This window comes from Rhodopseudomonas boonkerdii (assembly GCF_021184025.1).
GTDB lineage: Bacteria > Pseudomonadota > Alphaproteobacteria > Rhizobiales > Xanthobacteraceae > Tardiphaga > Tardiphaga boonkerdii.
Map to the genome: position 1 here is coordinate 5,264,125 of NZ_CP036537.1, position 20,235 is coordinate 5,284,359.

At 58.2% G+C, this 20,235-nt stretch carries 22 protein-coding genes and 1 pseudogene; 8 read left to right on the top strand and 15 right to left on the bottom strand.

Annotated features, from left to right (window positions below; all coding sequences use genetic code 11):
- Positions 1-36: 36 nt before the first annotated feature.
- Positions 37-597: a TetR/AcrR family transcriptional regulator gene (locus tag E0H22_RS24210; RefSeq protein WP_233023473.1), complete on the bottom strand. Its 561-nt coding sequence runs from the start codon at positions 595-597 to the stop codon at positions 37-39.
- A 51-nt stretch (positions 598-648) separates the two neighbouring features.
- On the opposite strand from E0H22_RS24210, the gene E0H22_RS24215 reads away from it, so the two are divergent.
- Entirely contained in the window at positions 649-1,104 is a 456-nt protein-coding gene (locus E0H22_RS24215; protein ID WP_233023474.1) for a hypothetical protein, read from the top strand.
- Positions 1,105-1,350: 246 nt separating this feature from the next.
- On the top strand, positions 1,351-1,617 hold the full coding sequence (locus E0H22_RS24220; RefSeq protein WP_233023475.1) for an MHYT domain-containing protein: 267 nt from the start codon (positions 1,351-1,353) through the stop codon (positions 1,615-1,617).
- On the opposite strand, the gene E0H22_RS24225 is transcribed toward E0H22_RS24220, so the two are convergent.
- Entirely contained in the window at positions 1,603-2,103 is a 501-nt protein-coding gene (locus tag E0H22_RS24225; RefSeq protein WP_233026534.1) for a winged helix-turn-helix transcriptional regulator, read from the bottom strand. The genes E0H22_RS24220 and E0H22_RS24225 overlap by 15 nt on opposite strands.
- 145 nt (positions 2,104-2,248) lie before the next feature.
- On the opposite strand from E0H22_RS24225, the gene E0H22_RS24230 reads away from it, so the two are divergent.
- Complete coding sequence (locus E0H22_RS24230; RefSeq protein WP_233023476.1) at positions 2,249-3,331, top strand: NmrA family NAD(P)-binding protein; 1,083 nt, start codon at positions 2,249-2,251, stop codon at positions 3,329-3,331.
- Between the two features lie 91 nt (positions 3,332-3,422).
- Here E0H22_RS24230 and E0H22_RS24235 read toward each other — a convergent pair whose 3' ends face one another.
- Complete coding sequence (locus E0H22_RS24235) at positions 3,423-3,803, bottom strand: tautomerase family protein (protein ID WP_233023477.1); 381 nt, start codon at positions 3,801-3,803, stop codon at positions 3,423-3,425.
- Between the two features lie 95 nt (positions 3,804-3,898).
- Between E0H22_RS24235 and E0H22_RS24240 the strand changes: the two genes are divergently transcribed.
- Positions 3,899-4,753, top strand: coding sequence for a LysR family transcriptional regulator (locus E0H22_RS24240; RefSeq protein WP_233023478.1), 855 nt, complete (start codon positions 3,899-3,901; stop codon positions 4,751-4,753).
- Between the two features lie 300 nt (positions 4,754-5,053).
- Here the strand turns inward: E0H22_RS24240 and E0H22_RS24245 are convergent.
- Both E0H22_RS24245 and E0H22_RS24250 read right to left on the bottom strand, forming a co-directional pair.
- Positions 5,054-5,341: pseudogene (locus E0H22_RS24245) on the bottom strand (acyl-CoA dehydrogenase family protein); the annotation flags it as partial.
- A gap of 164 nt (positions 5,342-5,505) precedes the next feature.
- Positions 5,506-6,474: a Bug family tripartite tricarboxylate transporter substrate binding protein gene (locus E0H22_RS24250; RefSeq protein WP_233023479.1), complete on the bottom strand. Its 969-nt coding sequence runs from the start codon at positions 6,472-6,474 to the stop codon at positions 5,506-5,508.
- Positions 6,475-6,815: 341 nt separating this feature from the next.
- Between E0H22_RS24250 and E0H22_RS24255 the strand changes: the two genes are divergently transcribed.
- From E0H22_RS24255 to E0H22_RS24265, 3 genes are all read left to right on the top strand, one after another.
- On the top strand, positions 6,816-7,361 hold the full coding sequence (locus tag E0H22_RS24255) for a phosphonopyruvate decarboxylase (protein WP_233023480.1): 546 nt from the start codon (positions 6,816-6,818) through the stop codon (positions 7,359-7,361).
- Positions 7,358-7,939 carry a thiamine pyrophosphate-dependent enzyme gene (locus tag E0H22_RS24260; RefSeq protein ID WP_233023481.1) on the top strand — a complete coding sequence of 194 codons (582 nt, stop codon included), beginning with the start codon at positions 7,358-7,360 and terminating at the stop codon, positions 7,937-7,939. The genes E0H22_RS24255 and E0H22_RS24260 overlap by 4 nt, the downstream gene beginning before the upstream one ends.
- A gap of 262 nt (positions 7,940-8,201) precedes the next feature.
- Positions 8,202-8,414, top strand: a complete 213-nt coding sequence (locus tag E0H22_RS24265; protein WP_233023482.1) for a hypothetical protein — start codon at positions 8,202-8,204, stop codon at positions 8,412-8,414.
- A gap of 102 nt (positions 8,415-8,516) precedes the next feature.
- Here E0H22_RS24265 and E0H22_RS24270 read toward each other — a convergent pair whose 3' ends face one another.
- The 7 genes from E0H22_RS24270 to E0H22_RS24300 all read right to left on the bottom strand — a co-directional run bounded on the left by E0H22_RS24270 (position 8,517) and on the right by E0H22_RS24300 (position 14,885).
- Entirely contained in the window at positions 8,517-8,882 is a 366-nt protein-coding gene (locus tag E0H22_RS24270; RefSeq protein ID WP_233023483.1) for a zinc-binding dehydrogenase, read from the bottom strand.
- A 98-nt stretch (positions 8,883-8,980) separates the two neighbouring features.
- Positions 8,981-10,332, bottom strand: a protein-coding gene (locus E0H22_RS24275) for an IS3 family transposase (RefSeq protein ID WP_151612149.1) whose coding sequence is annotated in 2 segments (ribosomal slippage) — positions 8,981-9,996 and positions 9,996-10,332 — 1,353 coding nt in all. Because the reading frame shifts where the segments join, the coding sequence is not laid out codon by codon here.
- Positions 10,333-10,347: 15 nt separating this feature from the next.
- Positions 10,348-11,082, bottom strand: coding sequence for an alcohol dehydrogenase catalytic domain-containing protein (locus E0H22_RS24280; RefSeq protein WP_233023484.1), 735 nt, complete (start codon positions 11,080-11,082; stop codon positions 10,348-10,350).
- A 48-nt stretch (positions 11,083-11,130) separates the two neighbouring features.
- Positions 11,131-12,555 carry an FAD-binding oxidoreductase gene (locus tag E0H22_RS24285; RefSeq protein WP_233023485.1) on the bottom strand — a complete coding sequence of 475 codons (1,425 nt, stop codon included), beginning with the start codon at positions 12,553-12,555 and terminating at the stop codon, positions 11,131-11,133.
- Entirely contained in the window at positions 12,540-12,956 is a 417-nt protein-coding gene (locus E0H22_RS24290; protein ID WP_233023486.1) for a PaaI family thioesterase, read from the bottom strand. Before E0H22_RS24290 ends, E0H22_RS24285 begins: the two co-directional genes overlap by 16 nt.
- An 11-nt stretch (positions 12,957-12,967) precedes the next feature.
- Positions 12,968-14,197 (bottom strand): CaiB/BaiF CoA transferase family protein, encoded by a 1,230-nt coding sequence (locus E0H22_RS24295; protein WP_233023487.1) that lies wholly within the window; start codon positions 14,195-14,197, stop codon positions 12,968-12,970.
- On the bottom strand, positions 14,184-14,885 hold the full coding sequence (locus E0H22_RS24300; protein WP_233023488.1) for a haloacid dehalogenase type II: 702 nt from the start codon (positions 14,883-14,885) through the stop codon (positions 14,184-14,186). The genes E0H22_RS24295 and E0H22_RS24300 overlap by 14 nt, the downstream gene beginning before the upstream one ends.
- Before the next feature lie 115 nt (positions 14,886-15,000).
- On the opposite strand from E0H22_RS24300, the gene E0H22_RS24305 reads away from it, so the two are divergent.
- Positions 15,001-15,906 carry a LysR family transcriptional regulator gene (locus E0H22_RS24305; RefSeq protein WP_233023489.1) on the top strand — a complete coding sequence of 302 codons (906 nt, stop codon included), beginning with the start codon at positions 15,001-15,003 and terminating at the stop codon, positions 15,904-15,906.
- On the opposite strand, the gene E0H22_RS24310 is transcribed toward E0H22_RS24305, so the two are convergent.
- From E0H22_RS24310 to E0H22_RS24320, 3 genes are all read right to left on the bottom strand, one after another.
- Positions 15,903-17,198 (bottom strand): MFS transporter, encoded by a 1,296-nt coding sequence (locus E0H22_RS24310; RefSeq protein ID WP_233023490.1) that lies wholly within the window; start codon positions 17,196-17,198, stop codon positions 15,903-15,905. The two genes, E0H22_RS24305 and E0H22_RS24310, sit on opposite strands and share 4 nt — an antisense overlap.
- Positions 17,199-17,527: 329 nt before the next feature.
- Positions 17,528-19,009, bottom strand: coding sequence for an aldehyde dehydrogenase (locus E0H22_RS24315; protein WP_233023491.1), 1,482 nt, complete (start codon positions 19,007-19,009; stop codon positions 17,528-17,530).
- Between the two features lie 386 nt (positions 19,010-19,395).
- The gene (locus E0H22_RS24320) at positions 19,396-20,154 is read right to left on the bottom strand and encodes an AraC family transcriptional regulator (protein ID WP_233023492.1); all 759 of its coding nucleotides are present in this window, start codon (positions 20,152-20,154) and stop codon (positions 19,396-19,398) included.
- Between the last annotated feature and the right edge of the window lie 81 nt (positions 20,155-20,235).

A 20,235-nucleotide genomic window follows, 5' to 3' on the forward strand; every position in this document is an offset into this window, starting at 1 on the left:
AAATAGCACGAAATGCCGAGCTGGCAAGCGGCAATTCTACGTGGAGTCCGGTGCGAGAGCCGCGACGAGGATTGCGACCTGGACATCGATCAAGCGACGCATGTCATCGACGCCTGTTGCCCCTTCGCGCAGTCCTCTTAGCGAATGAACGATCGTCCGGGCAACATCCTCCGGCTTCGCTCGCAAAGTCGAGCGGGCGACGGCATCTTGGATGAGTTCGGTAATCAATGCCTGGAAGTTGGCGTAGACGGCTTTGACGGCGCTGAACCGCAGATCGAACAGGTCTGCGGAATCTGGATGTATTTCGGCAAGCTGGACGCCATCAAGTCCCCACGATGTGCAGGCGTGCGAAAGCTTCGCGGCGATCCCTTCGAGTCCAGGAAGCGCTTCTCGAAGCTCTTTGAGCTTCTCGCGATCCATGCGTTCGATGACGCGATCAAAAACGGCCTGCTTGTCCGGAAACAGTAGATACAATGCGGGGCGAGACATGCCCGCCTCGGCGGCAATGTCTCCCATCGTCGTCTTTGCGTATCCGAAACGCGTGAAAACGGCCGTCGCCGCTTCTATCGCGCTGTTTTCCTTCGATTCCTTCTTCATGATCCCCGAATCTTGACAATTGGTCGGAAAATGTCAATTAGTCATGACGACATGACAAATTCCGATAAAATGTCAGATTCGAGGTTGCCCATGAATATGAACGAGATGTCTCCGCATGCGCTGGAATCCGCGATTTCAACAATCGGCAACAGCCCCGTCGCTCTCGTCAACCTGCTCTGGTTTCGAGAGACGCCGCAATATCCTGAAGGATTCGTTGGCGGCAAACCGACGGCGCAAGCGGCTTATTTCGAAGGCTACGCGCAAGCGTTCCGCGAGATCGCCAAGGAATTGGGAGTGACCTCCGAACTCCTTTATGCAGGAAACCGCGTCGCCGGACTGCTCACGGACGCCGGAGACGACTGGGATCAGATCGTCGTGGTCCGTTATGCGCGCTTGGCGGATTTGAAACTGATCATGGACACGGATGCGTATCGCACGAAGGCTGCGCCGCACCGCCTCGCGGCCGTAGAGAACTGGCGCTTCTTTGCGACCAAACAATTCGCTTAGTGAACGAGCGCGATAGAGACAGCGCGTCGCTGAGCACGCTAGCTATGCGGGATCAAAGTGCGGGCTTACTGGTCGAGGTCGGCGATCTCGAACGCAAGTGCGAATCTTCAGTGACGGTCGATATTTCTGTCTGACTGGTCAGGTGGCGATTGACAGGGGCCTCGGCCATGAGGGCCGATCGCCGACGCGCTGACGGCGGCCAATTAGTCACGCGGCTCCCGGCATCAGGCCTGTTGGCCTATGGGGATGTGGGCCCTTGATGTTCCGAGACACTTACGTTGGTCGCTCGACCTCGTTTTTGTCTCGATCGTTCTCGGGATGGCATTCTGCTGTGCAGCGCTCAGCGTTGCATCCCGCTTTCAGGACGGCCCTGGATCTTGCGTCGCAGCACTGTTACTCACGGTGGCCATCGTCACCCGTCATTTCACCGCAATGGGCGCAGTGGAAGTCATCCCAGATCCAGCAGGGCGCCCATTGCGTTGTCGCTTTCTCCTGCTGTTATGGCGCTCGTAATTGCTGGCGTCGACGCCCCGCAGCCGCGGCGCGCGCGATGCGTTGCTCCCGTCCTTGCGTGACACGCCACCGCATAAGGTCATCCGCGCCAGGACCGACTTCGATGGCCAATGTCGGCTGATCCTTCGCGACCTTTTTGGCCGCATCGACCGCCACCAGCGCCAGGGTGAAACCCGAATCCCCATCGACAAATCGCAGCGGGATCTTGCGCTTTTCCTGCAGGCGCCACCTATCGCCGATCTGGATCATCGCTTGAATCAGAAGGACGATATCCTGCCCACGTTTGCTCGGCAGGTATTCGTATCGATCGGGACGGGTCTGATAGAGGCGACGCTCGACGAGCCCCGTCTCTTCAAGTCTCTTCAGACGATCGGACAAGGTCGCGTTGGTCGCGCCGCTCGATGTTTGCAGATCGTTGTAGCGGGAAAGACCAAGCAAAAGGTCGCGCATGATCATCAGCCCCCAACGATCGCCGATGGCCTCCATCACCTCGGCTACCGAGCAATTCATGCCCTCAAGACCGTTGGATCTCACTTTACCTGCCCCATGATGACGTCGCTCTCATTATAAGAGTTGATCACTCTCATGATAAGAGCTAATTGCTTCGTCGGCAATGTTCGAGGAGTTGCGCATGTCTCAGTTATCTCGAATTTTCGTGATCGGGGCCACCGGTGCCCAAGGTATTCCCGTCGTGCGGGGTCTAGTCGGCGATGGCCGCTATTCAGTTCTCGCGCTGACGCGCGATTCTTCCTCCGCACGCGCCAAGTCGTTGGCAACCATGGGGGACGTAAATTTCTTGGAAGGCACTTTCGCGGATGAAGCGATCCTACGGCAGGGTATGCAGGCCTGCGACGGCGTATTCATGAACCTCGACGGCTTCAATGCTGGCGAGAAAACCGAAATGTATTGGGCTATCCGAGCCTATGAGATCGCCTTAGAAGAGCGGATCAAGTTTTTCGTCTACGGCAATCTCGACTACACACTAAAAAAAGCTGGTTACAACTCTGCGTTCCGCACCGGGCACTACGACGGCAAGGGCAGGATTGGCGAATGGATTTTGAGCCAAAGCCGATCTGGCAGCAGCGACATGGGCGCCGCCCTGTTCACCAGCGGGCCCTACATTGAAATGGCTTTTTCGGGCGGAACGCCAATGACGCCGCGGATGGAGGATGGCGTCTTGACTTGGCGCGTACCTCTGGGCGACGGAGCGGTGGTTCATGTCGCACTTGAGGATTGTGCCTATTATGTTCGATGGCTGTTCGACAATCCGGAGCGCTCTAACGGCATGGATCTTGAAGTTGCCATCGAGCATGTCCGCTATGCCGATCTGGCCGCTGCGTTCGAACGGGTTACGGGTTGCCCTGCACGCTATGTTGACACCGACATAACCGCTTATTTCGCGCCGATGCAGGCCATCGCCGCGCAGCCGGCCGGCTACAATGCCGACCCCACCGACAAGAGCACGATGAGTTTCCAAGAAAACTTCACCGGCTTCTGGAATCAGTGGAAACACAACATCATTACCCGCGACTACGCATTGCTGGATCGGATTCACCCCAATCGGATCAGGTCTGCCGAGGACTGGATGAGGCGCGAGGAGCGACGCGCCAAGGAATCGGGATCCGAAACGCTCTGGGAGCGGGTGCAACCGGGCACGATTACCCAACGGCGCATTTTGAAGCTGAGCGAGGATCAACGACGCGGCGCGCTTTGACGTGATCTCGGCGGCCGCGCATTCAGCGCGACCGCCGGTGACGCAATGCCAAAATTGGGCTATGCGCGCCCCATGGCGATGCAGAGATACGTCATGCGTATTGCGCGATGCCGTTGCCGAGCGACCAATTCTCCTTCTCGACCTCGACGAGCGAGATAAAGACATCCTCGGGCCGCAGACCAGGGTTTTCGCTAAGCAATTCCGCGATGCGTTTGAACAGCGCTTTCTTCTGCTCGATGGTGCGCGTATTGTTTGCGGTGATTTTGATGAAGACCAGATCGTCGGTGCGTGCAATACCGAGGAAAGACGCGTCGTAACGGAAGTTCGCCGACTCATGCTCCGTAATGATGGCGAAGTCGTTGTCCTCCGGCACGTTGAAGGTTTCGTTCATCGCTTGATGAAAACTGTCGCAGATGGCTTGCCGATAGGCTTCCGGCTTGCCCGAGCGGAGCGAGATATGTGTTAGAGGCATCGTTGATCCTTTTGTCTCGGAAGCTTTCACAGTAAGCGCATTCCGCTACTCTGGAACGCTATGTCGGGTTATTTCAGAAATAGCGATCCAAAATCATGGAACAGCCTCTCGATCTGGACACCGTCCAAGCCTTCGTCCGTGTGGCCGACCTTGGCAGCTTCACTCGCGCTGCAGACGCGCTGAACACGACGCAGGCCGCCATAAGCCTGAAGCTTAAGAGACTCGAAACGCGGCTTGGCTGCCGTCTCGTCGAGCGTACGCCCCGATACATGGAGATCACCGCGAAAGGAGCGACGTTTTTGGAGATCGCCCGCGAACTCATTAGCGTGCATGACCGTGCGCTTGCGGTGATGACGCAACCTCGGCAGCGCCTTGGTATCGGCATCAGCGACCACGTCGCGGGACCGGAGCTCCCCGCTCTGATTGCGCGGATGAACGCCCTCGATCCGCAGCTATTGATCGAGATCCGTATCGGATCCTCCGGCGACTTACTTCAAAGTTTCGATCGGCGTGAACTCGATACGGTGATCGTCCGCCTGCAGGATGGTCGGGCCGGGGGTGAAATCCTCGCGGAGGAAAAATTCGGTTGGTTTACATCGCCTGGGTGGCACCATCGGGTGGGCGAACCTCTGTCCATCGCAACTATGGCAGAGCCCTGCGGTGTGCGTGCCATCGCTCTACAGCTTCTCGATAAGGCCGGCATACCGTGGAGGGAAGTGTTCGTCGGAGGTGGCGTCGGGGCCGTTTCGGCGGCGGTCATGGCCGGGGTTGGCGTGGCCGCGCTCGCCCCGCGTATGTTGCCGCTCGGCGCGATTGACATAGGCGCAAAGCTCGGTCTTCCCGATCTACCGTGCTTGCCAATCCTACTACATACAAGGGTCAGGGATGGTCGAGCGCGGGAAGCGGTTGACGCCCTTTCTGCGGCGTTCAAAAGCGCCGTGCGCCCCTAACAATGGCCGTCGCTCACACCACCCATCTTGATGGGAACCCGGCACGTAGGCGAACGCAAGGTCCGGCACGAAGTGCTCATGTTTGTCTATAGGTCATCTGCTAACCCGATTGTGTTGATGCTCGCCTGTGCTGGCGCAAACTGCACTCGTCTGCAGCTGGACGGCAAAGTTCATATACAATGCGGACAAGATGCAAAACACCGCCATGCTCCCCCCCCCGTGGCGAGCCTAGCTCGGAAACAGCGACAGATCCGCCAGCGGCGCACCACCCGGATAGTCAGACGGCGCTCCCGCCAAATGAATCAGACGGCCGACGTGGAGCGGGTACTGCAGGTGGAGGGAGATATCGGTGAGCATGCCGGCGAGCTTTTTCTGCACCAGTTAGGTGGCGGCGAGCGGACGATTGAATTGCTTGCGGTGTAATGGCGGGCGCGTTCCATGCAGTATCGGCTGTGCCAAGCATGCCCCACGAGATGCCGTAGCGAGCGCGATTGCGGCAGCCGAACGGATCCTTGAGACCCGACACGTTGTGCAAAAGGTTCTCTTCCGGACGGAAACGCCGTCCATGAGGATTTCACCGGTGACCGAGCGCGCAGCGAAAGCTTAACCATCTATGGCGCGGAAGAACCGCAACATCTGCGTTCCGCGCTTTCAATATTAGCATTTCCGCCAGCAGATTCTTGCTGCGTCCGTGCATTCCTTTTCCGTATATCGACATTGAGCCAACTAATTCCGACGATGTCGTCTCGCCGTTATTCCATCTTAATGCCCAGTTCGGTCACCGTTTTCGTCCAGCTTGCAGTCTCACGATCGACGAAGCCAACAATATCCTCGTCGGAAATCTGCGGCACGACGGCGCCCTGCACTTCCCATGCTTTGAGGACGGCAGGCTGTGTCAGTGCGCCTTTAACTGCACCGCGGATCTTGGCAACGAGATCCGGCGGGGTATTAGCTGGTGCCCAGATCGCATACCAGATCGAGGCATCCAGCTCCGGCCCTCCGGCCTCGGTAATTGTCGGAATGTCTGGAAAGCGGGACGACCTTTTGGTGACGGTCAGTGCCAAGGCTTTAAGCTTCTGGCCCTCGATCTGAGGTGCCGACGTCCCCATCCCGTCGAACATCATGTCGCACACGCCAGCTATTAGGTCGGTGATCGCTGCGGCCGTACCGCGATATGGCACGTGAAGAATGTCCACCCCGGCCTTCCGTTTGAACATCTCGCCAAGGATATGCTGGGAAGTGCCATTTCCAGACGAGCAGTAGCTCAATTTGCCGGGGTTTTGTTTCGCTTCCTTGACGATATCGGACACGGTCTTGAATCGAGAGTTCGCTGGGACCACTAGAACGTTCGGAACATCAGCCGTAATCGCAATCGGAATGAAATCCTTGTCGATGCGATAGCCACGTGATGGGTACACGGCTTCAGCCATAGGCTGGTGAACGCCACCAGCCAAAAGGACGTTTCCGTCCGGAGCAGCCTTTGCGGCCGCGAGCACGCCAATTGTTCCCCCCGCACCTGAGCGGTTCTCGATGATAATCCTGTGCGGAAGTTGCTCGCTCAGTACCGACGAGATCGGACGGGCGAAACTATCGACGCCTCCTCCCGGTCCGTACGGGACGATGATCTTCCCGATCTTAGTCGGCCATTCTGCCGCCGATATCGATCTCGTCGAGTAGGACGTCAATGCCAGGATGACGGCAACAGACAAAAGCGCACGCAAGTTCGATCCTCCCAATGTTGGAACGCACCGGGGATGCAACTGGCATCGGATCATCGTCCTCCTGCGGTCAATGCCGACGCAGAGGCTTTCTCCCCATTCCGTTCTTGTTGGGAATGACCGTGGCCGCGGACTGCCATGTGGTCCAATTGAAAAGCTTGATCCCAATATTCAGCGTTCATATGGGCAAAAACGCCTACCCAATTCCGAGACCGATTGATCCCCCTTATACGCTTAGATGGAAATCAGATTTCCGTCGGTCGCAGATTTGCTGTCTTTGTGCTCGTTCACGCCCCTCCACGTCTCCGCGGACGGGGTTCGCAGCGACAGGAGGAAGATCTGCAATGGCAGCGCATGACAATCCCGATCAAAAGACCCGACCATGGCAACGCGATGCGTACGCCACGTTCAAAGCGACGAGGGTTAGTCACGTCATCTACGTTCCGGACGGCGGCCACCAAGGGTTGATCTCGCTCTGCGCAAACGACCCAGACATCTCGACAACCGTCTTGACCAGTGAACAAGAGGGCGTCGGTCTTTCGGCTGGTCTCTGGCTGGGCGGCATCAAAAGTGTGCTTCTCATGCAGTCGAGTGGCGTCGGAAATTGTCTCAATCTCTTTTCGCTCCCCGAGGGCTGTCGTCTTCCCCTGGTGCTTCTGGTCACCATGCGCGGGGAATTCGCAGAGTTCGTTCCGACACAAATTCCTATGGGGAAGCGAACGCCAGCTGCGTTGGAGTTGATGGGATTTGACACCTTTCGTCTCGACGACGAGAGCGCAACTTCGGACATCGTTTCAGGCGCAATCGACCACGCGTTTTTCTCAAAACGTTCAGTTGCGGTGCTGATCTCGCAGAGAATGATCGGACGTAAGAATTGGGGTATCAAATGATCAAGCGTCGACAAGCCGTTTCATCTATACTTTCTGATCGCGCAGACGGGATTGCAGTCGCGGGCCTTGGCTCGCCGGTTTACGATGTGTATGCCGCAGGCGATCACCCGCTGAATTTTTACAATTGGGGAGCGATGGGATCTGCGGTGATGGTCGGTCTTGGCCTTGCATTGGCCCAGCCGAAGCGAACCGTCATCGTTTTCACCGGGGACGGCGAAATGCTGATGGGATTGGGTAGTCTTTGCACCGTCGCCCAGCACAAGCCATCAAACCTGCACATCGTTGTCCTCGACAACGAGCAGTATGCCGAAACGGGTATGCAGAAAACTGCGACCGGATTCGGCACTGATCTGTCGGCGGTAGCCGCGGCGGTCGGCTTCGAACATGTTCGGACGCTACGTGATCAGAATGGTATCGAGGATCTTCAAAAATCGATCCAGACGTCCGATCACCTCACCTTTACCGTGCTGAAAATCGAGGCAGGCGATCAGCCCCGGACTGTGCCGATGCGGGATGGTGCTGCCATCGCATTCCGCTTCAGATCCGCCCTACTCGGACAGGCCCAGGCCGAGGGCTAGCCACCGAGGAATGACGTTCTGGAAGGGCGTTGGCGCCATGCCATCGACTAACGCCCTTCACGGCCGCGTAAATCATCGCCTTCACCGATCCGATCTGGCTTCACAGGTACACAATGCCGTCTGCATCGGAAGTTGAATGACACACGCGTTTGTACGGGGCTTTATGCTCGACCGAGAACTGTGGTCCTTCGTCTAATCCGAGCTGTCAGGTCTTAGGCCATCTACTATGGAGGCCTCGGCTGCGGCGCCAAGCATTGGCGAAATGGCCGCTATCGCGATCAAAGAGGTTCCCGACAATTTCGTCCTTATCGGCTTGTCGCTGGGCGGATACGTCACCCACGAGATCGCGCGTCGCGTTCCGGAAAGGGTCACCGCCTTGGTGGTGGTTGCGTCATCCGCGCGGGCGGACACGCTAGAGCAGATAAAACGCAAAGAAATTGATGTCCGCCTGCTCAGCGCCTCTTCCGAGGCCTGAGTCCGTCGGGCTCGCGCTCTTGTTGTACCCGATCGAAGGTCCGACAGGTCGTTGATCGACGCGATCCAGACATGGGAGCTCGATTAACCAACGCGTCGAAGGTCAAGGAACCAACACGCCCTTCCCTGTCGTCTGGGTATCGAATAGACGATAAGCCTCGTCCGCATTCTGGAGCGCCCACGAATGTGTGAACAGGCTGTCGATGTCCAGTTTCCGCTCCGAAGCAAAGCGGGCGCACGCAGCCTGCCCGTTCTTGCTGAACGTCCAGCTTCCAAAAACAGATAGCTGCTTTCTGTTCATATCATTGCTGACGTCGATCGTGACGTCGCCGCCTTCACCAAGGAAAACAACACGGCCCCACTTCCGAACGGATTTGATGGCCGCGGATCTGGCAACGGCGGTGCCGGAGCAATCCATCGTACATTCGGCACCGAAACCTCCCGTCAGGTCTCTGACGGCAGATACCAAGTCGTCTCTACGGGCATCAATGATTGTTCGTCGTCAGATAATTTGAGACCGCTCAGGCATTTCGAGAAGGGAGGATCTGGCTCATCTAGGGTTAAAGTTTAAGCGGCTTGCAATCGATGCTGCAAGCGGCGGTTTGCAATGGTTTCACGTTTGATGCGCGCACGCTCAGTCAGGATGGTTTCGGCTCGGCCGAAGTAAACATCCGCAGGCGTGAGGTTGTCGATGCTCTCATGATAGCGGTGATGGTTGTAGTGTTCGACGAAGCCGCTGACCTGACGTTCGAGGTCCCTCGGTAAATGGTAATTCTCGAGCAGGATGCGGTTCTTCAAGGTCTGATGCCAGCGCTCGATCTTGCCTTGGGTCTGGGGATGATACGGCGCACCGCGCACATGCTGCATATCCTTGCCCTTGAGCCAGGTGGCCAGATCTTCCGCGACGTAACTTGATCCGTTGTCGCTCAGAAGCCGTGGCCGCTGCTTTATATTGACGTGGTCCAGGCCTGAGGCGGCAAGCGCCTGATCGAGCGTGGCCGTGACGTCGGAGGCGCACATGGTGGGACCAAGCCTCCAGGCCACAATGTAACGAGAGAAGTCGTCGAGCACCGTCGATAGATAGTACCAGCCCCAGCCAGTGATCTTGAGGTAGGTGAAGTCGGTCTGCCAAAGCTGGTTGATCGCCGTGGTCTTGTCCTTGAACTCATTAGCCGCCTTGATCACCACATAGGCGGGGCTGGTGATCAGGTCGTGCGCCTTCAGCAGCCGATAGACCGAAGCCTCGGAGACAAAGTATTTTCTCTCGTCGGTGAAGCGCACCGCCAGCTCTCGCGGCGACAGCTCGGGGTGTTCCAGTGCCAGATCGACGATCTGACCGCGGACATCGTCCGGGATGCGATTCCAGACCCGGTCCGGCTTGGAGCGGTGATCGGCCAGCGCCTCGATGCCACCCTCGCGATAGCGATCGTACCATCTATAAAAGGTGGCTCGCGGGATGCCGAGCTTTTCCAACGTGCGCCTGGCAGGCAGATGCGATTGCTCGACCAGCGCGATTATTTCGGATTTCTCGGATGCTGGATACCTCATGCCTCGTTTTCCCCAGCCCCGTTCATGCTTTTTTTGAGCAGGCGGTTCTCCAGGGTCAGGTCGGCCACCACCTCCTTCAATTCGGAGGCTTCGCGGCGAAGGTCTTTCACCTCACCGGACGTGGCGGAACGGGCCGTGTCACCCGCCAGGCGGCGTTTGCCGGCCTCCAGAAACTCCTTCGACCAACCGTAATACATCGAGGCGGCAATGCCTTCGCGGCGGCACAGCTCGGAGATGTTCTCCTCGCCGCGCAGTCCTTCCAGCACGATACGGATCTTCTCTTCCGCCGAATACTGCCGACGCGTCTGCCGCCGGATATCTTTTAGCACTTGTTCTGCGGGCGCTTTGCCCAGTTCGGATTTCTGCTTCATCTTCGCTCCTGACGGCTACGATGAACCAGAAATCCTCCTTTCGTGAAGTCCCTCATTTGGTCTCAGAGGCGATGACGCCGAACAATCAATGATCTCGCTTGCTCCGAATTCCTTGGCTCGCTGTAGCCTGCCCTCATCAATATCGAGCGCAATCACTCGCGCACCCATCGCCGCCGCGAGTTGCGTTCCGCTCAACCCGACCGGGCCTTGGCCGAAGATCGCGATGGTCTCGTTGCCACGTAGTCCCAGGCGATCCAGACCGCCCCACGCCGTGCCGGTACCGCAAGAAATGGCGGCGCCCGCCTTAAAGGACAAATCCGCCGGGAGCGCAATGATCGAGTCTGCGGGGACGCGCATGAACTTGGCATGTGCGCCATCGCCGTTCGCGCCAAAGGTCGTCGATCCGTCGTCGCACATCTGGGTCCAACCGCCTCGGCACTGGTGGCAGCACCCACAGCCTGCGTAATGATGGTTCATCACACGTGTGCCGATCCTGGCCAATGGGCTCCGAACGCCCTTACCGGCCTCAACAACAACGCCGCATGGTTCGTGTCCGGCAATGATGGGTTTGTCCGACTTCTTCCCCAGACCGATGGAGGCCGCTCCGTCGGCCGCGCGGTAGTATTTTAAATCACTACCGCACATACCGGACGCCTTGATCTCGATGATGACGTCCCCGGGTCCCGGAGTCGGATCGGGCACGTCTCGCACTTCGAGTTTGCGATTTCCGAGAAAATAGACCGCTTTCATTGAGCTTATCCGCCAGTTCTCGTCGTATTTTCTTGAGCAGGAAGTGGCTCAGTTCGATTGCGAGAGGTTCAACAACTTGCCGGGGTTCATCAGCAGATCCGGATCAAACGCCACCTTCAGGCTCCGCATGAGACTAAGCTCGGTCGCCGAGCGATGGGCTTGAAGGAGTTCGGTTTTAGCCTGACCGATGCCGTGCTCCGCAGAGAACGATCCGCCGAGGTCAATGGCCGTCCCGTACACGATCTCGTTCACGGCCCGCATACTTTCCGAGGTCGGCGCAAGCTCTCCATCTACCGGGAAAATGACATTGAAATGGATGTTGCCGTCGCCGACGTGCCCGAAAGGTACGACGTTCGCCTCCGGAAAAGCCTTCTCGAGCTGTGATCGACCATGCTTGAGTAGATTAGCGACCTGCGCGATTGGCACAGACACATCGTGCTTGATATCTCGCCCGGCTTTCTTCTGAAGTTCGGTCTGGTCTTCGCGCAACCGCCAGAACTGCTTCTGCTGATCCACGTTCTGAGCAATGGCGGCGTCAACGACCAGACCGTCCGAGATGGCATCAGCAAGGAAGGTTTCGAGCAAATCTTTCAAGCCGTCCGTTTGCCGGGATGACGTCAGTTCTATCAATACATAGTGGGATGCGGCCTCCACGGGCGAGCGGAGACCATGAGATTTCGCCAAATCAATGCAAGGACCTGACAGGTATTCGATCGCGCGAACGTTCCCGTCGGCTGCGGACCGGAGCTTTACCCAGAGACGCAGAACGTCATCTTCGGTCTCAAGGGCACAGAATGCGATTTCCCTGACGACGGGCGCCGGCACGAGCTTCATGTTCGCCGCCGTAATGAAGCCGAGCGTGCCTTCCGAACCCGCAAACAGATGCTTCAAAGCGTACCCGGCGTTGTCTTTCCGCAGGCTGCGAAGTCCGTCCCATATGCGACCGTCCGGGAGGACAGCCTCGATCCCCAGAAGAAGGTCGCGAGCGCTTCCATAGCGAACGGCCGAAATGCCGCCAGCATTCGTTGCGAGCGCCCCTCCGAGGGTCGCTGTCCCCTCCGAGGCAAACGATAGAGAAAAATGCGCATCTGCTTCCTCGGCGGCGGCTTGCAGATCGGCAATCGTAACTCCAGCTTCGGCCACGATCGACAGATCGACATTGTCCACCTTGCGGATCGTCCGCAGGCCCCCGGTCGTGACAAGGACCTGCTTTCCGGAAGCGTCTGGAGTCGCTGCTCCGACCAAACCGGTGTTGCCGCCTTGGGGGACCATCGCCGTCCCCATCGCGTGACAGATTTGAACGGCTTGCGATAGCGCCTTGGTTGAACTCGGGCGAAGCACGCAGGCCGCGCTGCCATGGACCAACCCGCGCCAATCGGAAAGATACTGTTGGGCGATCTCCGGATCGGTAATGCACTGCGGTCCGAGAAGCTCCTTGAGCTGCTCGACAACCGTTCTCATATCAATTTCCATGTCGATGTCGCATGCGCGATGGCCTCACCTGACTGATCGGTGGCGAGGGATTGCAGGAAGAAGGTCTTGCGTCCCTTCTTGAGAAAGGTCGCGCGACACGTCACCGGTCCAGAACGAACTGATGCAAGGTATTGAACCTTCATCTCAATGGTCGCACCCGCACCGAATTGGTGATGCAAGAGATGTCCCATCGAAATATCGAGAGCGGTCGCAAGGACGCCACCATGGAGGGACCCCTGCGGATTGTACGCATGGGGTTTCACCTCGAACTTCACGGTGCAATCGTCATGGCCGTATGCCACCTCCATTCCAAAAAACCGGGACAGGAAGAATGAACCGAACTCATGGCGGCCGTCCCCGACGGCCGCCTCGATGAGACCTCTTACATCGCTCTCAACCATCGTTTTCCTCACTATTCGGCGGCCTCGGTCCTGTTCGGGCCGAAAGCTCCGCCCTCGGCCAGTTTGTCGAATTGCGCCCTCGACCATCCCAGCCAGTTCTCGAAAACTTCGAACGTATGCTCTCCGAGCAGCGGCGGCGCAGTGGAATCCGCGGGGGCTTCGTCGTCGAAGCGGATCGGCCTGGCGACGAATTTAACGTCTCCTGCAACCTTGTGTTCGACCGATTGGACCATATTGCGCTCGATGAGCTGCGGAGCCTCACAGACCTCGCCGACCGTCCGTATCGCACCGCACGGAATCCCGGCTTTGCCCAGAAGTCCGAGCCATTCCTCGCGGCTCTTGCCAAGAAAAATCGGGTGCAAAAACTCGACGAGAATCGCGCGGTTCGCCGCACGTTTGGGGGCCTGATCGAAGCGCGGGTCCTTTTCCAGATCCTTGCGATCGATCACGTCGCAGAACAGGCCCCAAAATTTGTCGTTTGCCACGCCGACATTGATCCATCCGTCGCTCGCCTGGAAGGTCTCGTACGGGCTGATCGTCGGATGGACGTTGCCGCGTCGCTTCGGGCTTTCGCCGGTCGCGAAGTACATGCCCGCGTTGAAAGTCAGCAGTGACGCCATAGCGTCCAGCATGGATACATCCACGCGGCCGCCCTTCCCGCTCCGCTCGCGCTTCATGAGCGCGGCCAGAACGGCCTGCGACGCGTAAAGACCGGTCACAAGGTCTGCGATCGAGGTGCCGACTTTCATCGGCGGCCCCACAGGATCACCTGTGATGTCCATGACGCCGGATTCTCCCTGCAGGATCAGGTCGTATCCCGGGCGATTGGCGTCGGGGCCGGTCCGTCCAAATCCGGAAATGCTGCACTGGAGTAGACGCGGGTTGTTCTTGCTCATCGCGTCAAAGCTGAGGCCCCAGCGATCGAGGGTGCCCGGCCGGAAATTGTCGATCACGACATCGGCCTTTTGAGTAAGCGCCAATACTGCGTCGCGCCCCGCAGGCGACTTGAGATCGACGGTGCAGCTTCTCTTGTTGCGGTTGACGGAGAGGAAGTACGAACTTTCACCGTTAACGAATGGGGGGCCGTAGCGGCGACTTTCGTCGCCGTTACGGGGATCCTCGATCTTGACAACGTCCGCCCCGAGATCGCCGAGGTGCATCGTCGCAAAAGGTCCGGAGACCACGCGGCAGAGATCAAGAACTCGAACGCCAGAGAGCGGCTCGTTGTCAGACGATCGCATCCGCAAGATCCTTCATGGTTTCAACGGTGATGTCGGGCTGGTGGGGCGTCTGCTCGAACGGACGGTTGCGACGATTGATCATCGCGCTGCGCATACCGGCCGACTTGGCGCCGATCACGTCGAACGCATGGTTCGCAACGAAGAGGATCTGCTCCGGCTTGAGGCCGAGGATCTCGGCGGCCTTGGTGTAGGTAGCTCGGTGCGGCTTGAACGAATTCGCTTCGGCAACCGAGATCACTTTGTCGAACGGCACCTTGTGATACTTCTTGGCGGTTTCCAGCATGTCCGGATCGCCGTTGGAAAGGACCACGAGCTTGTACTTGGTCTGGAGCTTCGCCAGAGCTTCCGGAACTTCAGGGAAGCACTCAAGCTTTTCGATCTCGCCGACGAGATACTTGACCTCGTCCTTGGTGTACTTGATGCCCGAGCGGTCCAGCACCTGCGAGACCGCACGATGGCCGATTTCGCGATACGGCGTGTGTTCGCGGTGAAGTAGCGCGTCGATCATCGAATTTTCGAAGTGCGTACGGCGCCACCAGGTGACGAACGAGTTCGGGTTGCCCGTCCAGCCCTTCTCCTTGAGAAACGGAGTCGCGATTTTGACGAGGCCGCCCTGCATATCGACCACGGTACCGTACTGGTCGAACATGCAGACTTTCACTTCATTCTTGATTTCTTCGTAGCTCATTTGACTTCCCTCGGTTGACGTTATGGGAGCTTGATAGGTCCGATGCGCATATTTCAAAAATGGATTTGTCTTCTTGTTTTATTCGTCTTATGAATAGTAGAGAGGAATTCGCGACGTGAACCTGCGATCGATCGATCTGAACTTGCTGGTGGCGCTGGACGCTTTGCTGTCTGAGCGACATGTCACCAAAGCGTCCGACAAGGTCGGCCTCAGCCAACCGGCCATGAGCAACGCACTTAGCCGTCTGCGTGGGATGTTTTCGGACGAGCTCCTCGTGCGAACAGCGACAGGAATGACGCCTACGCCGCGAGCGCTCGAACTGGTCGATCCGCTTCGCCAACTCCTGCGGCAGGTTGAACGGGTTCTCGAAAGCGACGCGGGCTTCGATCCGGAAGCGACCAGACGAACCTTCACGATGCGGATGTCGGATATTCTGGCGTGCCTTCTGTTGCCGAAGCTCATGGCCCAGAGCCGGAATGCTCCGTCGATTGGATATAACGTCCTGCATCTGCCGCCAGCTCAGACGATCGACGCTCTCGAAAGAGATGAGGTTGATCTCGCAATCAGCATGGGGCTCGATCACTCCAATGCCATCCGATCCAAGGAGTTGCTGCGGGATCGCATGGTTTGCATCATGCGGAAGTCGCATCCCGTCGCGCGATCCAAAACCATCTCGTTCGAGGACTTCATTGCGCAGGAACATATGAAGGTCTCGATGAGCCCCACGGACCTGAGATTCGTCGATGACGTACTTGGCGAAATCGGTCGCGAGCGCAAAATCGTTCTCAATGTCCCTCACTGGCTCGTCGTTCCTCATGTGTTGAAGAAAACCAATTTGATTGCGGTGATGCCGGGCCAGCTTGCCGCTGTACTCATGGACGCGGATCTGAAGATGTTCGATGTCCCCTTCGAGTCCGCGCCCTTTTCGTGGTTGATGTACTGGCATCGCCGCTACGACCAGAGCAACGCAAACCGCTGGCTTCGCAATCAAGTCCAAGCGGTTTGCGAGAGCTTCAATTAAGCGCTTACACGCGCGGTCGTCTGCGCAGTGACACGGTCGTCCGCATCGACGTTGCCGACGTCCTCAAGGCCGCGTCCCTTGGTTTCGAAGCCAAAAATCAGGAAGATGACGGCCTGGAATACGAGTATTCCGGCGAGCGTTGCGAGAACTCCAAACAGGCCTTTCCAGGCGAAGATGGCGACCACGACGAACTGGACGATTGCCGTGGCGATGCGACCGGCGGTGGCGCTGATCGCCGTTCCGCGCAGTCGATACTTTGTCGGAAACAGTTCCGGAACATGCATCGCGAACCCTGTGGCCAGCATCACGTAGATCACCGAGACCAAGCAGAAGCCGACGACGATGAGACCTGCGCCATCTCCCATGAACGGATAGATGAAGCCCAAGGCCGCCGCGACTAGGGACGAACCGATAATCGAGGCCTTGCGACCAATGCGATCGGCCAGCAACAACCCAATGAACGAGCCGATAGGTCCACCGAGCGACATCAGGGTCGTGAACTCGAGCGACGATACGACGCTGTGCCCTCCCTTGATCAAGAACGTGGGGAGCCACCCTATGAAGCCGTAGAGGCTGAACCCGACGACGACGTGCAGAAGACAGCCAAGCAGGGTGCGGCTCAGGAATGGCGGCAGAAACAGCTTCCAGACTGATCCGGCAGGAGATGTGTCACGCGCGATCTCGGTCACGGGCGGAAGCGGTCCTTTTTTGGACGCTTCGGTTTCGATTGCGCGCAGAACCTGTTCGGCCTCTTCCGTAAGTCCATTCTCAGCCAGCCAGCGCGGAGATTCCGGCATGGACTTTCGCATCACCCAGATGACCATCGCGAGAACACCCACGATGCCGAACATATATCGCCATCCGAAAGTGGGAATGACCCACAGGCCAATGATCGATGACGCAAAGAGCGCGAAGTTGGTGATGACGGCGAGCAGTCCGATCCATCGCCCCCGAGAGGATGCCGGGACGAATTCCGTCAATGTTGCGTAGCCAACGACGATCTCGGCTCCCAACCCAATGCCGATCACGAAGCGGCATGCGATGAGCCACGTCATGTTCGGCGCAAACGCGGCCACCAGCGAGGCAAGTCCGAAGATCGCAAGATTGATTTGATAGGTGAATCGCCGCCCGTATCGGTCGCCCAGGATGCCCGCAAACCACGCACCGATCGTCATGCCGACGAATGTCGCAGAAACGAATGTGGCGTTTAGTTCGAGGGTAGACCATCCCTCCTTCAGGACCGCGCCGAGGACACCACCGGCGAGGTAGATGTCGAAAGCATCGAGGAACATGCCTGCCCCAATGAGCGCCAAGATGCGCCAGTGGAATGAGCAAATCGGCAAGCGATCAAGACGCGCGCCTGCGTTCAAATTGGTGGTGTTTGGAGTTATCCCCGCAGTCTGCATTTCCCGTCCCTGACATTGTTGTCGGTTTGGGCGCAGTCTCCACTCGGGGGGCGTGAAAGCTAATGGATATCCGGAATTCCGTCATTCGCCTGACCGATGAGGCGTTTCGTCGCAGCTCATAGCAAGGTTACACATCCCGCGACGACGCCACCCATGACGTCCACGGGTGGCGTTGCGGATTTGCTGTTGGCGGAAGATGCGCGGCGCGACGGGACTTAGTTCAACCGCATGATGAAAGGGTTTGCAGGCCTTTCGCTCGCGTTGTTGATCCACGTCGTTTTGACCTGCATGTAGCTCTTGATCATGTCTTGGCCGCTCTCACGTCCGAGACCGCTGTCCTTCACTCCGCCGAAGGGAGCCATAAAGCTCAGTGCGCGGTAAGTGTTGATCCAGACCGTGCCCGATTGAAGTCCTTTTGACATACGGAACGCGCGAGGCATGTCCTTGGTCCAAACACCGGCGGCAAGTCCGTAATTCGAGTTGTTGGCAATCCGCAGAGCATCCGCTTCGTCATCAAACGGGATAACCGCCAGCACCGGTCCGAAGATTTCGCGCTGAGCAAGCTGCGAGGCGTTATCCACGTCTCGGAAGATGGTCGGTTGGACGAACAGACCGCCAGTTGCGTACTTGATGGGCTCGCCGCCGAACGCAACGACTGCCCCTTCCTTCTTCGCGTCCGCAATGCAGGAGATCACCTTCTGATAGTGTGGCAGATTGGCAAGAGGGCCCATCTGCGTTTCCGGATCGAGCGGGTCGCCGATCTTCACGCCCTCCGCCAGTTCACGAATCTTCGACAAGAACAGGTCGTAGACCGAGCGCTGGAGAAGCAGACGCGATCCTGCGATACATGTCTGGCCCGCCGCCGCGAAGATCCCGGAAGCAACGCCTGCCGCCGCCGCATCCAGGTCTGCATCCTCGAACACGATATTGGGCGACTTCCCGCCAAGCTCCAGCGTTACGTGCTTGAGATCACCGGCGGCGGCCTTGTTGATGGCTTTACCAGCGGCGTCCGAGCCGGTGAAGGCGATTTTCGCCACGTCTGGGTGGGCGACCAGTGGAGCGCCGACACCCTGCCCGGTGCCGCAGACCACGTTCACGACGCCCGCTGGAAAACCCGCTTCTTCAAATAGCTCCGCAAATGCAATCGTGGACGCACTCGCATATTCCGAGGGCTTGATCACGAACGTATTTCCAGCCGCGAGACCGGGGGCGAGCTTCCAGGCGAGAAGAAGCAGCGGAGAATTCCAGGCGGTGATTGCGGCGATAACCCCCAACGGCTCCCAGGTTGTAAAGACGAAATGGTCGGACTTGTCGATCGGAAGGACGCCGCCCTCAACTTTGTCGGCCAATCCGCCATAGTAGTAAAACCATTGAGGAATAGTCTTCAGCTGAACCAACATCTCATTGATGAGCTTGCCGTTATCTCGCACCTCAAGCTCTGCCAGCCGTTCAGCATTGGCTGAGATCAGGTCTCCGGCGCGGCGAAGCATAGCGCCCCGCGCCGTCGCCGAAATGCCTGCCCATTGCGACGATCCGAATGCGGTCCTAGCGGCCGCCACGGCGGCATTGACGTCGGATTGATCGCTATCCGGAATCTCGCACCAATTTTCATTGCGATACGGGTCGAGGCTGGGCATCCATTTCCCAGAAGCCGCCGGCCGCAATTTCCCATCGATCAGATTTTCAAAACGTTGCACTGTTGTCCTCCTGGGATTTTCGACCGTCCAAATCCCGACATCTCAAGGACGGCGGGCCTTCGCACCGAGTTGTCGTAATCGCCAGCTCTTCACCAACAAAACTTTGATATGGCGCCATTCACTGCCTTTATAAGGGTAAGCTTGAACGCGGCTAATGAGGATTGAGAGCGTCCGCAAGCCGAGTATCTCGGAGAAAGCGCCATTGGGCAGCGGTCCGCCTCATACCAGCGGCCATGTGGACACACTGCAGCGGCGCTTGCGCTGCGGCGCGGTGGCATCTCCATTCTCTGCGGCGTTAGGCTCTGTTTTGCCGTGCTGAAAAGCTTTTGTGGTGAGCGGCCGGGTCATCGTGGACGGGATTGAGGCCGTCTTATCGCCCCGATGGATCATTGCGAAAAATATGCGCTCGGCGATCGCCCCAGCGACCGGCGAAACATGGCGGAAAATGCGCTTGGGCTGTCGTAACCGCAATCCAGCGCCACGTTGAGGATCGACTGCCCTTCGGCGAGCAGGACGAGGGCATGCAGCAATCTTGCCTGCTGTTGCCAACGGGCAAAGCTCATTCCGGTCTGCTTCTTGAAAAGCCGCATGAAACTCGACCGGCTCATATGCGCCACCGTTGCGGCCGCGGCGAGCGAGATAGAATGCACTGGTGCATGCCGGATCGTCTCGCACAACTGCACGAGGGCGCGGTGCTCCGGCCACGGCAGGCCGAGCGGTTCGGTCGGGACGAAGGACAGTTCAAGAAGCAGCAGTCGGGTCAGCGCCTGTCTGAATTCCGGCCCTTTCGCAGATCTCGGGAGATCGGCCAGCCGCAGAATGAGCTCGCGCAGAAGCGGACTGACGGCGACCACGGCGCACGTGGCAGGCAGGTGTGGCAATCCCGCCGGATCGATCAGCAACGCGCGAAACTGCACAGTTGCGTGGCTATGGGTCTGGTGCGCGATACCCGGCGGCACCCAGACGGCGCGGCTCGGCGGGACGACCCAAGTTCCCTCTGCCGTCGTAACCGCGACGACGCCGCCGATCGCATAGACGAGCTGCGCCTCGGCGTGCTGGTGCACGAAGCTGTCAAAACGATCCGCGTCTCGGCTGATGACGACGACCGGTCCATGCATCTGATTTGACCTTTTCGCGACGATCATTGCCACGCCCTCGCGAGAGTAGCGCATTCCTGCCAGCTATGGGAACCGCACTGCTTCTCGCCGTATCTCCCGTCAAGCGAA